This is a genomic window from Paeniglutamicibacter sp. NPDC012692 (assembly GCF_042901625.1).
In the GTDB taxonomy this organism is placed as follows: domain Bacteria; phylum Actinomycetota; class Actinomycetes; order Actinomycetales; family Micrococcaceae; genus Paeniglutamicibacter.
Map to the genome: position 1 here is coordinate 125,542 of NZ_JBIBDE010000005.1, position 14,099 is coordinate 139,640.

Annotated in this window: 12 protein-coding genes; 7 read left to right on the plus strand and 5 right to left on the minus strand. The window is 67.1% G+C overall.

Annotated features, from left to right (window positions below; all coding sequences use genetic code 11):
• Positions 1 to 3: 3 nt before the first annotated feature.
• Positions 4 to 1,350, minus strand: a complete 1,347-nt coding sequence (gene aroA / locus ACFY5D_RS16840; protein ID WP_387532397.1) for a 3-phosphoshikimate 1-carboxyvinyltransferase — start codon at positions 1,348 to 1,350, stop codon at positions 4 to 6.
• Positions 1,351 to 1,687: 337 nt separating this feature from the next.
• Between aroA and ACFY5D_RS16845 the strand changes: the two genes are divergently transcribed.
• Together ACFY5D_RS16845 and rsrA are read left to right on the plus strand one after the other, a co-directional pair.
• A complete protein-coding gene (locus tag ACFY5D_RS16845) occupies positions 1,688 to 2,407 on the plus strand; it encodes a sigma-70 family RNA polymerase sigma factor (protein ID WP_387532400.1) in 720 nt (239 codons plus the stop codon).
• On the plus strand, positions 2,407 to 2,673 hold the full coding sequence (gene rsrA / locus ACFY5D_RS16850) for a mycothiol system anti-sigma-R factor (RefSeq protein WP_387532403.1): 267 nt from the start codon (positions 2,407 to 2,409) through the stop codon (positions 2,671 to 2,673). The genes ACFY5D_RS16845 and rsrA overlap by 1 nt, the downstream gene beginning before the upstream one ends.
• 138 nt (positions 2,674 to 2,811) lie before the next feature.
• On the opposite strand, the gene ACFY5D_RS16855 is transcribed toward rsrA, so the two are convergent.
• The 3 genes from ACFY5D_RS16855 to ACFY5D_RS16865 all read right to left on the minus strand — a co-directional run bounded on the left by ACFY5D_RS16855 (position 2,812) and on the right by ACFY5D_RS16865 (position 7,535).
• The gene (locus ACFY5D_RS16855) at positions 2,812 to 2,886 is read right to left on the minus strand and encodes a 50S ribosomal protein bL37 (RefSeq protein WP_374954809.1); all 75 of its coding nucleotides are present in this window, start codon (positions 2,884 to 2,886) and stop codon (positions 2,812 to 2,814) included.
• A 126-nt stretch (positions 2,887 to 3,012) separates the two neighbouring features.
• Positions 3,013 to 3,618 (minus strand): GDSL-type esterase/lipase family protein, encoded by a 606-nt coding sequence (locus tag ACFY5D_RS16860; protein ID WP_387532406.1) that lies wholly within the window; start codon positions 3,616 to 3,618, stop codon positions 3,013 to 3,015.
• A 128-nt stretch (positions 3,619 to 3,746) separates the two neighbouring features.
• Complete coding sequence (locus ACFY5D_RS16865; RefSeq protein ID WP_387532409.1) at positions 3,747 to 7,535, minus strand: multifunctional oxoglutarate decarboxylase/oxoglutarate dehydrogenase thiamine pyrophosphate-binding subunit/dihydrolipoyllysine-residue succinyltransferase subunit; 3,789 nt, start codon at positions 7,533 to 7,535, stop codon at positions 3,747 to 3,749.
• 686 nt (positions 7,536 to 8,221) lie between these two features.
• Between ACFY5D_RS16865 and ACFY5D_RS16870 the strand changes: the two genes are divergently transcribed.
• From ACFY5D_RS16870 to ACFY5D_RS16890, 5 genes are all read left to right on the plus strand, one after another.
• Positions 8,222 to 9,574, plus strand: coding sequence for a hemolysin family protein (locus tag ACFY5D_RS16870; protein WP_387532412.1), 1,353 nt, complete (start codon positions 8,222 to 8,224; stop codon positions 9,572 to 9,574).
• The gene (locus tag ACFY5D_RS16875; RefSeq protein WP_387532415.1) at positions 9,571 to 10,638 is read left to right on the plus strand and encodes a hemolysin family protein; all 1,068 of its coding nucleotides are present in this window, start codon (positions 9,571 to 9,573) and stop codon (positions 10,636 to 10,638) included. The genes ACFY5D_RS16870 and ACFY5D_RS16875 overlap by 4 nt, the downstream gene beginning before the upstream one ends.
• 67 nt (positions 10,639 to 10,705) lie before the next feature.
• On the plus strand, positions 10,706 to 11,719 hold the full coding sequence (locus tag ACFY5D_RS16880) for a metal ABC transporter solute-binding protein, Zn/Mn family (RefSeq protein ID WP_387532418.1): 1,014 nt from the start codon (positions 10,706 to 10,708) through the stop codon (positions 11,717 to 11,719).
• Positions 11,720 to 11,723: 4 nt separating this feature from the next.
• Positions 11,724 to 12,524: a metal ABC transporter ATP-binding protein gene (locus ACFY5D_RS16885; protein WP_387532896.1), complete on the plus strand. Its 801-nt coding sequence runs from the start codon at positions 11,724 to 11,726 to the stop codon at positions 12,522 to 12,524.
• A gap of 4 nt (positions 12,525 to 12,528) precedes the next feature.
• Positions 12,529 to 13,404, plus strand: a complete 876-nt coding sequence (locus tag ACFY5D_RS16890; protein WP_387532421.1) for a metal ABC transporter permease — start codon at positions 12,529 to 12,531, stop codon at positions 13,402 to 13,404.
• 118 nt (positions 13,405 to 13,522) lie between these two features.
• On the opposite strand, the gene ACFY5D_RS16895 is transcribed toward ACFY5D_RS16890, so the two are convergent.
• Positions 13,523 to 13,948: a Fur family transcriptional regulator gene (locus tag ACFY5D_RS16895; protein WP_387532424.1), complete on the minus strand. Its 426-nt coding sequence runs from the start codon at positions 13,946 to 13,948 to the stop codon at positions 13,523 to 13,525.
• Positions 13,949 to 14,099: the final 151 nt, after the last annotated feature.

The following is a 14,099-nucleotide window of genomic DNA, read 5'->3' on the forward strand; positions in this document are numbered from 1 at the left end:
TGCTTAGTGTGCGGCCTTTCCGCTGGTGGCCAGCGTCATCCAGAGTGCGGGGAAGTCGGGCATGGTCTTGGCGGTGGTGGCGATGTCGACCACGCGCACGCCCGGCACGGCCAGGCCGATGATGGCGCCGGCGGTCGCCATGCGGTGGTCGGCGTAGGTGCCGAAGTCCCCGCCGTGCAGTTGGGCCGGTTCGATCAGCAGCCCGTCCTCGAGCTCGGTGACCTTGCCGCCGAGGTTGTTGATCTCGGTGGCCAGCGCCGCCAGCCGGTCGGTCTCGTGCCCGCGCAGGTGCGCGATGCCGGTCAGCCGCGAGGGGCCGGTGGCCAGGGCGCAGAGCGCGGCCAGCGTGGGGGCGAGCTCGGAGGCGTCGGCGAAGTCGATGCCGCTGATCTCCGCGGGTCCGGTGACCTCCAGCGTGCCGTCGGCCAGGTGGCGGACCTTGGCGCCCATGGCGCCGAGGATCTCGCGCCAGCGGTCGCCGACCTGCGTGGTGGCGGCCGGCCAGTGCGGGATGCGGACGGTGCCGGCGGTGACCAGGGCGGCGGCCAGGAACGGGCCGGCGTTGGAGAGGTCCGGCTCCATGACCCTGTCGAAGGCGCCGATGGCCCCGGGTTCGACCTTCCAGCTGCGCGCGTCGGGCCGGGTGACAGTGACGCCGAGCTCGCCGAGGGTCTGCACCGTCATTTCGATGTGGTCCGGGCTGGCGATCGGGCCGGGGGCGGCGGTGATTTCCAGCCCGTTCGTCGTGCGGGCGCCGATCAGCAGCAGCGCGCTGATGAACTGGGAGGAGCTGGTCCCGTCGACCACGATGCTCCCGCCGGCCAGGGCCCCGGTGCCGGTGACCGTGAACGGCAGCATGCCGTCCGCGCCGTGTTCGGCCACCTGCACGCCCAGGTCCTTCAGGGCGGCAACGATGGGCGCCATGGGGCGCAGCCGTGCGTGGGGATCCCCGTCGAAGGAGAACTCCCCGCGCACCAGGGCCGCCAGCGGCGGCACGAAGCGCATCACGGTTCCGGCCAACCCGCAGTCGATGGCGACGTTCTCCGGCGCGGAGCCGGCGCCGGCCGTTTCGCCGGCCGGGGCCAGCGGGGTGACCAGCAGGTCGATCGTGCCGTCGGCCTGCGGCAGGACCTCGATGTCCGCGCCGATCGCGCGCAGCGCCGCGATCATCAGGTCGGAGTCGCGGGAGGCCAGGGCGTTGCGGATCCGCGAGGTGCCGTCGGCGAGGGCCGCGAGCAGCAGATAACGGTTGGTCAGCGACTTGGATGCGGGCACGACAACCGTGCCGTTCACTGGCGTGCCCGGGTGCGGGGCGTCCCATAACTGATCAACGGTGTTCTGCATGCTCATCGGCTGCCTCCGGTGGTGAACGTGTGGCCGGGACGGGCCCCGGCCAGGGGGATCGGGTGTGCGGTGGAAGACCGCGGGGTAAAACGCGGGCGTGCCGCGGAACCTGAGCCGTGGCCCGGGCGCAGTGCCTGCCCTCAATCCTAGCCGTTCGCGCGGTGCGCCGGGGGAGCTGGAGGCGGATGGGCGGTGTGAACCTGCACGGGCCGGAATAGCGCGGGGCCGCCCGGTGTTACCCCTATACCGGATGTTGTGTCTGTCCACGCGTGCCACGCCGTTGGGGCGCGGGGGCAGAATGCGACCTACCGGCGTCTATGGTTGCCAACAGGTGGAGGAACATATGGTTGTGCTAGAGGCCGCTGCCCCGAGTGCTGCAGTGGCGCCGCTACGCGTAGACTGGGCCGTGATGACCGAAGATATCCAGGGCACCGACACCGTACCGGCAGCCAATGAGACCGAAGCACAGCGCCGCGAGCGCTTCGAACGCGATGCCCTGCAATATGTCGACCAGCTGTATTCGGCCGCCATGCGCATGGCACGGAACCCCTCCGACGCGGAGGACCTGGTCCAGGAGGCCTACACCAAGGCGTATTCGGCGTTCCACCAGTACAAGCCCGGGACCAACCTGAAGGCCTGGCTGTACCGGATCCTGACCAACACGTACATCAACCTGTACCGCAAGCGGCAGCGCGAACCGCTGCGCACCAGCACCGACACCGTCGAGGACTGGCAGATGGCACAGGCCGCCGAACACACCCCCACGGGGCTGCGCTCGGCCGAGGTCGAGGCGCTTGACCACCTCCCGGATTCCGACGTGAAGAACGCGTTGCAGGCCATCGCGGAGGAATTCCGGCTGGCAGTGTACTTCGTCGACGTGGAGGGCTTCCCCTACAAGGAGGCGGCGGAAATCCTCGGTGTGCCGATCGGCACCGTGATGTCACGGTTGCACCGCGGACGTAAACAATTGCGAGAATTGCTGGCCGACTACGCCCACGAGCGTGGCGGCGGCCAGCCACCAAAGACCCAAGGGGCGGCCAAGCCCGGAGCGGAGAAGAAGTAATGGGCGACTGCTATTCACTGGGCGATTGCGACGACAAGCGCATCGTTCGCCTCTACGAGTACCTCGATGGCGCCTTGTCGCTGCAGGACCTCTCGGAGGTCAAGGCCCACCTGGAACACTGCACCGAATGTGCCGAGGAATACGACCTGGAGTGCATCATCCGTTCGGTGGTGCGCCGCAGCTGCCAGGAAATCGCGCCTGAGACATTGAAGTCGAAGATCATTTCCCGGATCAGCGAGATCCGCGTCGAAATCGGGCACGGCTAGGTCCACAGCCGGCGCATCAAGCACGGACGGCCCTCGCCGCAGGCACAAAAAAGTTGGTCCCCCTACTCCGGAACTCCGGAGTAGGGGGACCAACTTTTTGCTTCACGCCACCCGGCGGTGCGGGCGGCGAGCGGCGAATTAGCTGTTTGGACGCTTGCCGTGGTTGGCTCCGCCGCGCTTGCGGTCCTTGCGCTTACGTGAACGCTTGCTCATCTGCTGACTCCCTTGTGTGATCTGGGCCATGTTTGGACTTTTGCCAGTCTTTCACACACCTGCCCCGATCGACAAAGTGGGCCGCGACACGGTGCGCGGCGGCGTCGCGAAGCGCGCCGACGGTCGTCAGCCGGCCGCGGGCTCCGGAAGCCCCAGCCAGGAGTACCAGCCGCGGTGCAGCACCAGCCACGCCATCAGCCCGTAGCCAGCCTGGCCGGGCAGCCCGCCGTTGGCGTTGAGGTCGCTGCGCCACTGGGCGTGGTTCTGCAGGGGAGTGAAGGTGTCCACGTAGTGGTGGCGCCGGCGCGTGGCCACGTCCCCGTAGACGTGGGAGAGCTCGGCCAGTCGGTGGTTGCGTTCGGGATCCAGGCCCGGGGCGGGGCCCACGACGAGCGCCTTGATACTCATCTGGGACGCCGAGTCAAGGATGTTCGCCAGGTTCAACCGGCTGCGCGCCGTGGAAAGGCCCAGGTCAAGGTCGCGGTCGGAGAGCGCGACGACCAGCCGGTTGTCGACGTTCTCGCCGAAGCGGCGCGACGCCTCGTCGAACCAGCGGGTGCTCAACGCCTCGGACCCCTCGCCGGGTGCCGCGAGCGTGTAGCTCTCGATGCGCACCTCGTTGCTGGTGGTTCGTGCCAATACGCGCCCGTACCAGCCCAGGGCCCGGGGATCCCCATGGCCGGCCAGGAGTTCGTCGCCAATGGCGGTGAGTCGGATAGTGCGGTATTCCACGAAAGACCTTTCTGGGGCGCGTACGCACCAACACTAGCAGTCGATTAAGCGCCTCAGGGGCGGGACACTGTCGCGTCCCGCCCCTGAGGCGTTGTCAATTCACTGTTTCACCAGTGCCATCGCGTGATCTAGCGCGCGAAGGCCTTGGTGATCAGCTGGGCCTGCTCCACTTCGTGGCGCTTGTGCGTGCCGGTCGAGGTGGCGGCGGAGGCCTTGCGGGAGACCAGACGGATGTGCTTGTTCAGCTCGCCCGGCAGGTTCAGCCCGACGAACGGCCACGGGCCCTGGTTCGCAGGTTCGTCCTGCGCCCAGACGACCTCGGCGTTCGGGTACTTGGCCAGCTCGGCGGCGATAGCCTCGGCGGGCAGCGGGTATAGCTGCTCGACGCGGATGATCGCCGTCTTGGTGTCCTCGGCCTTGGTGCGCGCGGCGGCCAGGTCGTAGTACAGGCGGCCGGAAACCAGCAGCACGCGATCGACGTCGGCCGGGTTCAGGTTGGCCGTGTCCGCGATGACCTCCTGGAAGGTGCCGGTGGTGAAGTCCTCCACCGAGGAAGCCGCGGCCTTCAGGCGCAACAGCTGCTTCGGGGTGAAGATGACCAACGGCTTGCGCGGACGGGCGTAGGCCTGGCGACGCAACAGGTGGAAGTGGTTTGCGCCGGTGGACGGCTGGGCCACGACCATGTTCTGCTCGGCACACATCTGCAGGAAGCGTTCGATGCGGGCGGAGGAGTGGTCCGGGCCCTGTCCCTCGTAGCCGTGCGGAAGCATCATGACCAGGGAAGAGCGCTGGCCCCACTTCTGCTCCGCGGAGGAGATGAACTCGTCGATGACGGTCTGCGCGCCGTTGACGAAGTCGCCGAACTGCGCCTCCCAGAGCACCAGGGCGTCCGGGCGTTCCACCGAGTAGCCGTACTCGAAGCCGAGTGCCGCGTATTCGCTGAGCAGGGAGTCGTAGATCGACAGCGGTGCCTGGTCCTCGGAGAGGTTAAGCAGCGGGTACCACTCGTCGCCGTTGAGGCGGTCGTGGAAGACCGCGTGGCGCTGCACGAAGGTGCCGCGTCGCGAGTCCTGGCCCACCAGTCGAACCGGCACGCCTTCCATGGACAGCGAACCGAAGGCGGCGATTTCCGCCATGCCCCAGTCGATGCCGCCCTCGCGGCTCATCTTCTCGCGGCGTTCCAGCAGCACCTTGAGCTTCGGGTGAACCGTGAAGTCGGCCGGGATCGCCACGTGCGCGGCACCGATGTGGGCCAGCGTCTCGGTGCTGATCCGGGTCGGGTTCTCCGTGAGCGGTGCGGCCTCGTCGTCGCGCTGGGCTGCGGGCAGTTCCAGGTCGTTGACGGCGGAGGTTCCGGCGGTGATGACCGGGATCGGCGAGGTCTGCGCCGCGTGGGTCTCGGCGAACACGCGTTCCAGGCGTTCCTGGTAGTCGCGCAGCGCCTGGTCGGCCTCGTCCTGCGTGATGTCGCCGCGGCCGACGAGGGCCTCTGTGTACAGCTTGCGGGTGGAGCGCTTGGCCTCGATCAGGTTGTACATCATCGGCTGCGTCATCGACGGGTCGTCGCCCTCGTTGTGGCCGCGTCGGCGGTAGCACACGAGGTCGATGACGACGTCTTTGTTGAAGCGCTGGCGGTACTTGAAGGCCAGCTGCGCGATGCGGACAACCGACTCCGGGTCATCGCCGTTGACGTGGAAGACCGGTGCCTGGACCTGCTTGGCGACGTCGGTGGCGTACACCGAGGAGCGCGAGGAGGTCGGGGCGGTGGTGAAGCCGACCTGGTTGTTCACGATCACGTGGATCGTGCCGCCGGTCTTGTAGCCCGGCAGCTGCGAGAACGCGAGGGTCTCGGAGACGACGCCCTGGCCCGCGAAGGCCGCGTCGCCGTGCACCAGGATCGGAAGCACGTTGAAGTCCTTGGACTCCGACTTGTCCTGCTTGGCGCGCACGATGCCCTCGAGCACCGGGTCGACGGCCTCGAGGTGCGAGGGGTTGGCGGCCAGATAGACGCGGGTCTGGTTGCCCGAGTCCGAGGTGTAGGAACCCTCGGTGCCCAGGTGGTACTTCACGTCGCCGGAGCCCTGGACGGAGCCCGGGGTGGCGGTGCCCTCGAATTCGCGGAAGACCTGTGCGTAGGTCTTGCCGGCGATGTTGGTCAGCACGTTCAGGCGGCCGCGGTGGGCCATGCCGATGCCGACCTCGTCGATGCCCTCGTCGGCGGCGTCGGAGATGATGCCGTCAAGCAGCGGAATCAGGGACTCGCCGCCCTCGAGGGAGAAGCGCTTCTGGCCGACGAACTTGGTCTGCAGGAAGGTCTCGAAAGCCTCGGCGGCGTTGAGCTTGCCCAGGATGCGGAACTGTTCCTCGCGGGTCGGCTTGGAGTACTTGTGCTCCAGCTCGTCCTGGAACCACTTGCGTTCCACCGGATCCTGGATGTGCATGTACTCGATGCCGGTGGTGCGGCAGTAGGCATCGCGCAGCACGCCGAGGATGTCGCGCAGCAGCAGGCGGTCCTTGCCGCCGAAGCCGCCGGTGACCCATTCGCGGTCCAGGTCCCAGAGGGTCAGGCCGTAGGTCTGGATGTCCAGGTCCGGGTGGCGGCGCTGGACGTATTCCAGCGGGTTGGTGTCGGCCATCAGGTGGCCGCGCACGCGGTAGGAGTGGATCAGCTGCTGGATGCGGGCGATCTTGTTGACCTGCAACTCGATGTCGACCTGGTTGTCGACGGCCCAGCGAACCGGCTCGTAGGGGATGCGCAGCGCTTCGAAGATCTCGTCGTAGAAGCCCTGCTCGCCCAACAGCAGCGATTCGATCAGGCGGAGGAACTCGCCCGAGCCCGCACCCTGGATGACGCGGTGGTCGTAGGTGGAGGTCAGCGTGATGACCTTGCCGACGCCCTGCTTGGCAACGGTGACATCGGCCGCGCCGCGGAAGGCCGCCGGGTACTCGAGTGCGCCGACGCCGACGATCGTGGCCTGGCCCTTGGACAGGCGCGGAACCGAGTGGACGGTGCCGATGCCGCCGGGGTTGGTCAGCGAGACCGTGGTGCCCGCGTAGTCGTCCGCGGTGAGCTTGTTGGCGCGTGCGCGCTTGATCAGGCCCTCGTAGGTGTCCCAGAACTCGTTGAAGCTCAGGGTCTCGGCGGCCTTGATGTTCGGCACGGCGAGCATGCGCGAGCCGTCCGGCTTCGGCATGTCGATCGCGATGCCGAAGTTCACGTGGCCCGGCTGGATGGCAACGGGCTTGCCGTCGATCTCGGCGTAGGTGACGTTCTGCGAGGGGAAGAGCTTCAGGGCCCGGACCACGGCGAAGCCGATGATGTGGGTGAAGGAGATCTTGCCGCCGCGGGCGCGCTTGAGGTGGTTGTTGATGACCACGCGGTTGTCGATGAGCAGCTTGGCCGGCACGGCGCGCACGGTGGTCGCCGTCGGAACGGTCAGGCTCTGCTCCATGTTGGTGACGATCGCCTTGGCCGGTCCGCGCAGCGGGGTGCGCTTTTCCTCGCCGGTTGCCGCGGGAACCGCGGTCTTCGGCAGCTGGGCCGGGATCGGCTGTGCCTTGGTGACCGGGGCCGGATCCGCCGGCACGCGCGGCGCGGCCGCAGCTGCGCCGGTGGCCGCGGAGGACTCGGCGGAAGATGCTGCAGTCGATCCGGTGACATCAACGACGCGGGCCTGGGTAGCCGCACGCGGCGTTCCGGTCGGTGCACTGGTAGCAGGCGCTGGCGCGGCGGCCGGGGCCGCAGGGGCCGGGGCGTCGGAGGCACTTGCCTGATCCGAATTGAGGGACGCAAAGATGTCCCACCATTTCTTGTCTACCGAGTTCTTGTCCTTGAGGAACTGCTGATACAGCTCATCGACTAGCCATTCGTTCCCGCCGAACTCTTCGGTGAGTCGGTGGTGCGATTGATCTGGCACGGTATTACGCCTCTTCCCTGATTTCCGTTTGTCCAAGCGCCACCGTGACACAACCATCACGAGGGCATAGTTCTAGACCTGCTAAGTAGTCTAGTGACTATTGACCCGCAGATGGGAATCATTGAGTTGGGCATCACACGCCAGTTGCGCCAAGCGGTCGGATCCAGCGCCGAGGCGGCCCCGGCGGGATCGCGGGAGGGTATCTCCGCCGGATGCCCGAAGCGGCATCCTCGCCGCGGATCCGCCCCAAGTCAGCAAGGGGCGTGACGGGCCTGCCGGATGCCCGGATCACGGTGGCCGGTGCGTTGCCTGGCCCGTGCAGAGCCAATGGCGAGGACTTCGGCTCCGGCGTGTCGCGGGCTGCCCGGCCCGCCGGGGCCGTCCCGCGCCGTCGCCGCGCGGGACAAGGGCGGGACACCTTTGATGGCCGGATTTTCCGGGATAGTTTCCGCGGAGGTTCGAGCGAATGCAGGTCGGGGTTCGGTTAGACTGAATCCATAATGGACAGCCACTCTCTGTGCCGGCCAGTCGTGAATACACGCGGTGCCGGCCATACACGTCATTGTTTGCCCAGTTCTGCATCAGCATCGGAGCCTTCTAGTCCGGCGCAGACAAAGCATAAGAACTACTGCACGCCATCACTGATGCGCCAGTGCACCTTCACCGCCGGGGCGGTGAAACACTAAATGGAATGGTTACTCCTGCTCGTCGGCCTCTTGCTGATCCTTGGCACGGGCTTCTTCGTCGCGGTCGAGTTTTCCCTTGTTGCACTGGATCCCGCCACCGTCGAAAAGGCCGTGAAGGACGGGGACAAAAAGGCCGAAGCGTTGCTTCGCTGCCTCAAGTCGCTCTCCACGCAACTCTCCTCCTGCCAGCTCGGCATCACCATGACCACCCTGTTGACCGGTTACGTGATGGAACCCTCCGTGGGCCAGCTGCTGCAGGGACCCCTGCATGCGGTGGGCCTGGGGGACTCGGCGGTTCCGGTCAGCCTGGTCACCGCCATGGTGCTTGCCACGCTGCTCTCCATGGTCATCGGTGAATTGGTGCCGAAGAACCTGGCGATCGCCAAGGCCTTCCACATCGGCCGCGCCGTGGCGCGCCCCCAGCTGATCTTCACGGCGATCTTCAAGCCGGCCATCGTGCTGCTCAACGGGTTTTCCAACAAGGTGCTGCACCTCTTCGGCCTTGAGGCCAAGGAGGAAATCTCCGGCGCCCGTTCCCCGGCAGAGCTCGCCTCGCTGGTCCGCCGCTCCGCGGAACTAGGAACCCTCGACAAGGACGCCGCGCTGTTCGTGGACCGCACCCTGCGATTCTCCGACCGTTCGGCGGCCGACGTGATGACCCCGCGCACCAAGATGCGCACCATCGAACACGACGCCCACGTGCAGGACGTCATCGCCCTGGCCAAGGAGACCGGCTACTCGCGTTTCCCCGTCACCGACGGGTCCAGCGACGAGATCAAGGGCGTCTGCCACGTGAAGACCATCATCGCCATCCCGCGCGACAAGCGCGAGGGCAAGGAAGTTGGCGAGAACAAGACACCCGTGATCTTTGTGCCGGAGACCGTGCACCTTGACCACCTGCTGGTGCAGTTGCGCACGGCAAACCTGCAAATGGCCATCGTGCTGGACGAGTACGGTGGAACCGCCGGAATGGTCACCCTGGAGGACCTGATCGAGGAAATCGTCGGCGAAGTCGCGGATGAACACGACTCGGCGCTGCCCGAGGTGCGCCAGCTCGCGGACGGAAGCTGGATGATCCCGGGCATGTTCCGCCCCGACCAGGTCAATGAACTGATCGGCGAGGTGGAGATCCCCGAGGATGCCGCCTACGAAACCGTGGGCGGGTTTGTCATGGCCGAACTCGGCAGGATCCCGTCGGTGGGCGACGAGGTCGCCACGGAAGGCGGCGTCTTCGTTGTCACCGCGCTGGACAGGCGTCGCGTCGCGGAGCTGCACTTCACGCCGCGTGCCAACCCCGATGACGACGAGGCTGTCACCATCAGCCCCGACGAGGACTTGGAGGACCGCGCATGAGCGACTGGGCGGGAATCTTCTGGCTTGTCATCCTCCTGCTGGGCAACGCGTTCTTCGTGGCGGCGGAATTCGCCGTCATGTCGGCACGCCGTTCCCAGATCGAACCGCTGGCCGATGCCGGCAACAAGAACGCCATCCGAGCGCTGCGCGCCATGGAATCGGTGTCCCTCATGCTGGCCGTCTGCCAGCTGGGCATCACCGTCTGCTCGCTGCTGATCCTCAACGTGGCCGAGCCGGCCATCCACCACCTCTTTGTGGTGCCCCTTGAATTCGTGGGCATCCCCGAGGCGCTGGCAGGAAGCATCGCGTTCATCATCGCGCTGCTGATCGTCACGTTCCTGCACGTGACCTTCGGCGAAATGGTCCCGAAGAATATCTCGGTGTCGATGGCGGACAAGGCCGTGCTGGTCCTGGCCGGCCCGTTGTTGCTGCTTTCCAAGCTGGTGCACCCGATCGTGGTTTCGCTGAACGCGATCGCCAACGCGTTCCTGCGCCTGATGAAGGTCGAGCCGAAGAACGAGGTGACCTCCGCGTTCACCGCAGAGGAGGTGCAGTCGATCATCGCCAGCTCCGCCAAGTCCGGGGCCATGCAGAAGGAAGACGCGCTGATGCTGTCCAAGGCGCTGGAGTTCTCCAACCTCACGGCCGAGGGCACCATGATCCATCGCGACCGTGTGGTGAGCCTGGAGCTCGGGGCGACCGTGGAGCAGTTCGAGCGCACGGTGGGCCGCACCGGGTTCTCCCGCATCGTGATCAGCGATGGCAACGACTTCGTCGGCTACTGGCACCTGAAGGACATCATGTCCCTGCCCGATTCCCAGTACCGCGAGCCGATTGCCCATGCCCAGCTGCGCACCATGGGCGTGGTGGCCCCCGGCGCGGAGATCGAGGACGCCATGGAGCAGATGCGCGCCGCCGGCGAGCACCTGGCCCGCGTGGTGGATCCGTCAGGAAACACGCTCGGGGTCCTGTTCCTCGAGGACGTGCTGGAGCAGCTGGTCGGCGAAATCGACGACCAGAACCAGAAGCGCGGCATCCGGCGCGAGAACCGGAGCGCCCAATAATGCGAATGACTCGCATTTGAGATAGTCTGGTGTTCCAGCTTCCTTCGAAAGGGCCCGCGAACACCGCATGCGCAGACCACTGAGCGTCCTCACCGTCCTCGTCTCGGCACTGTTGCTTTCCGCTTGCGCCACCACGGCGTCGGCCGAAGGCGCAGCCGGGACCGGCGGTGGGGACTCCGTGCTTAACGTGGTCGCCTCGACCTCCGTGTACGCGGACGTGGCACGCGCCGTCGGCGGGGAGAACGTCGAGGTGAAGGCGATCGTCGACAAGACCTCGCAGGACCCGCACTCCTACGAGGCCACGGCCCGGGACATGCTTGCCCTCTCCAAGGCGGACGTGATCATCGCCAACGGCGACGGCTACGACCCGTTCATGGAATCGCTGGCCGGCGGGCTGGAACTGCCGCCGGGCGCGATCCTGCACGCCGTCGACTTCGCCGAAAAGACCGAAGCACACGAGGGCAGCGACGACCATGACGAGCCTGCCGGTGGCGCGGAACACGCCGAGCATGCCGAAGCCGCCGGGGGATCCCACGCCGGGCACGACCACTCGGGGCCCAACGAGCACGTCTGGTACGACGTGCACACCGTCGGCGCCCTGGCCGAGGGCCTGGCCCACAAGTTCGCAGCCCTCCGGCCCGAGAATGCGGGGGAGTTCGAGGCGGGCGCACGCGCCTTCGAGGCGCGGGTGGATTCGCTGGCCGGACGCATCGACGCCCTGCGGCCCTCCACCGCGGGCAAGACGTTCGCGATGACCGAACCCGTGTCCTACTACCTGCTCACCGAGGCCGGGCTGAAGGATGCGACACCCTCCGGCTTCAGCGCCGCGATGGAATCCGGCGACGACGTCTCCCCGCTGCTGCTCAAGCACCTGAACGACGGCCTGGTCAACAGGGAATACGCGCTGCTGGCGCTGAACACCCAGACCTCGGGACCGCAGACGGACAAGGTGCGCTCCATCGCCGAGGCAGCCGGCGTTCCGATCATCAGCATGACCGAAACCCTGCCCCCGGGGCAGGACTACATTTCCTGGATGGATTCAAACGTGCAACAACTTGAGGTGGCCCTTGCAAACCAGTGACCCGATGGTCGAACCCGTCGTCCGGCTGCGCGATGCCTCGCTGAGCTTCGGGAACCGCCTGCTCTGGGACGGGCTGAACCTTGACATCGCGCCGGGCGAGTTCCTGGCCGTGCTGGGCCCCAACGGCTCCGGCAAGACCACGATGCTCAGGACCCTGCTGGGCCTGCAGCAGCTCTCCGGCGGAACGGTCGAGGTGGCGGGGAAGCCCGCGACCCGTGGCTCGCGCCTGGTGGGAACCATCCCGCAGCAACGTCCCTTTGCCGAGAACACCCCGTTGCGCGCCCGCGACCTGGTGGCACTGGGCATCGACGGCCACCAATGGGGCATCAGGATTAAGCGCAGGGCCATCCGCAAGCGCGTCGACGAGCTGCTGGAACTGGTCGGGGCCTCCTCCTACGCGGACCGGCCCGTCGGGGTGCTGTCCGGCGGCGAGCAGCAGCGGCTGCGCGCGGCTCAGGCACTGGCGGACAACCCGCGGCTGCTGCTCTGTGACGAGCCCCTGCTCTCGCTGGACCTGCACCACCAGCAGGCGGTCTCCGGGCTGATCCACCGCCAGGCCTGCGACCGCGGGTCCGCCGTGGTGTTCGTGACCCACGAGATCAACCCGATCCTGCAGTACGTGGACAGGGTGCTGTACCTGGCCGGCGGGCGCTTCCACGTGGGCACCCCCGCCGAGGTCATGCGATCGGACGTCCTCTCGGACCTCTACGGAAGCCCGATCGAGGTCTTCGAATCCAACGGCCGCATCGTGGTGGTCGGCATGCCCGAAAATGTCAGCCACACCCACCCGACGGCAGGAGTCTGAGCGCATGGATCTGCAAGATATCTGGAACACGGTCTTCAGCTTCCAGGACTACGCCGAAATCCTGCCGCTGGTCACCAACTCGCTGATCGCCGGCGCCCTGCTGGGGCTGGTGGGCGGCATGATCGGCATCTTCGTGATGCTCCGCGACATGGCCTTCGCGGTGCACGGCATCGCCGAGCTGTCCTTCGCCGGCGCGGCCTTTGCGCTGCTGATCGGCGCCAACGTGGTGTTCGGTTCGCTGATCGGGTCGGTCATCGCCGCCCTGGTGCTGGGCATGATGGGCGCCGCCGCCAAGGACCGGAACTCCATCATCGGCGTGCTGATGCCCTTCGGCCTCGGCCTGGGCATCCTGTTCCTGGCCCTCTACGAGGGGCGCAGCGCCAACAAGTTCGGGCTGCTGACCGGGCAGATCGTGGCCGTCGACCAGGTGCAGCTGGGCCTGCTGGCCGTCTGCTCGGTGGTGGTGCTGGTCGCGCTGGTCGCCATGTGGCGACCGCTGACCTTCATCAGCGTGGACCCGGCGGTGGCGACGGCCCGCGGCATTCCCGCCGCCAAGCTTTCGGTGGCCTTCATGCTGGTGCTCGGCCTGGCCGTGGCGCTGTCCATCCAGGTCGTCGGTTCGCTGCTGGTGCTTTCGCTGCTGATCACCCCGGCGGCCGCGGCCATGCGCGTGAGCGCAAACCCGGTGCTCACCGTCAGCCTTTCGGTGTTCTTCGCGGTGACGTCCGTGGTGGGCGGCATCCTGCTGGCGCTGGCCGGCAGCCTGCCGATCAGCCCGTACGTGACGACGATTTCGTTCCTCATCTACGTCGTCTGCCGGCTGATCGCCTGGCGCCGCGACAGGGTGCGGCACATCAAGACGGCGGCGTTGGCCGCATAGGCGGGTCCCCGGACCACGTAGGGACCGGAAACGACCTCGGGCGGTACCCCATCCACTGGATGGGGTACCGCCCGAGGCGTTTGAGACGTTTTGCGGGTCTTGCCGTTGGAGGGTCCTGCTATTGCCCGGCCGCGGAGCAGGCGGGGCACAGCCCGTAGATCTCCACGGTGTGGGTGGGAGCGGTGAAGCCGTTCTCGGCGGCCACTCGGGCGGCCCATTGCTCGACGGCGGGTGCCTCGACCTCGACGGCCTTGCCGCAGGTCCGGCACACCAGGTGGTGGTGGTGGTGCTCGGCCTGGCACTGGCGGTACATGGACTCGCCGTCGGCGCTGCGCAGCACGTCGACCTGGCCGTCCTCGGCCATGGACAGCAACAGGCGGTAGACGGTCGCCAGCGAAACCTTGTCACCCTCGTCGACAAGCCAGCGGTGGAGCTCCTGGGCGGTCACGAAGTCATCGACTTGGCCAAGGGCGGCGACAACCGCCAGCCGCTGCTTGGTGACGCGCTGCTCGGATCCGCGCCGCTCGGTCGTGGGATTGGTCATGGGTGGAAGCACTCCTATAGATCAGCACAACATCGTCGGTGGGCGTCATGGGGCGCCGGAATCGGCGCGGCGACAAAACACCGATGACTCCCCAAGTTTACCAGTGGGCGCCCGATGGCGAGGGGGTGGCCGGCTCCGGTCGGTGCAATCG

Excerpts from the sequence above, each read along its gene's own strand:
- ACFY5D_RS16875 (WP_387532415.1), top strand. The coding sequence starts at position 9,571 with ATGAGCGACTGGGCGGGAATCTTCTGGCTTGTCATCCTCCTGCTGGGC.
- ACFY5D_RS16890 (WP_387532421.1), top strand. The coding sequence starts at position 12,529 with ATGGATCTGCAAGATATCTGGAACACGGTCTTCAGCTTCCAGGACTAC.
- ACFY5D_RS16845 (WP_387532400.1), top strand. The coding sequence starts at position 1,688 with ATGGTTGTGCTAGAGGCCGCTGCCCCGAGTGCTGCAGTGGCGCCGCTA.
- ACFY5D_RS16870 (WP_387532412.1), top strand. The coding sequence starts at position 8,222 with ATGGAATGGTTACTCCTGCTCGTCGGCCTCTTGCTGATCCTTGGCACG.
- ACFY5D_RS16880 (WP_387532418.1), top strand. The coding sequence starts at position 10,706 with ATGCGCAGACCACTGAGCGTCCTCACCGTCCTCGTCTCGGCACTGTTG.
- aroA (WP_387532397.1), bottom strand. The coding sequence starts at position 1,350 with ATGAGCATGCAGAACACCGTTGATCAGTTATGGGACGCCCCGCACCCG.
- ACFY5D_RS16895 (WP_387532424.1), bottom strand. The coding sequence starts at position 13,948 with ATGACCAATCCCACGACCGAGCGGCGCGGATCCGAGCAGCGCGTCACC.
- rsrA (WP_387532403.1), top strand. The coding sequence starts at position 2,407 with ATGGGCGACTGCTATTCACTGGGCGATTGCGACGACAAGCGCATCGTT.
- ACFY5D_RS16885 (WP_387532896.1), top strand. The coding sequence starts at position 11,724 with ATGGTCGAACCCGTCGTCCGGCTGCGCGATGCCTCGCTGAGCTTCGGG.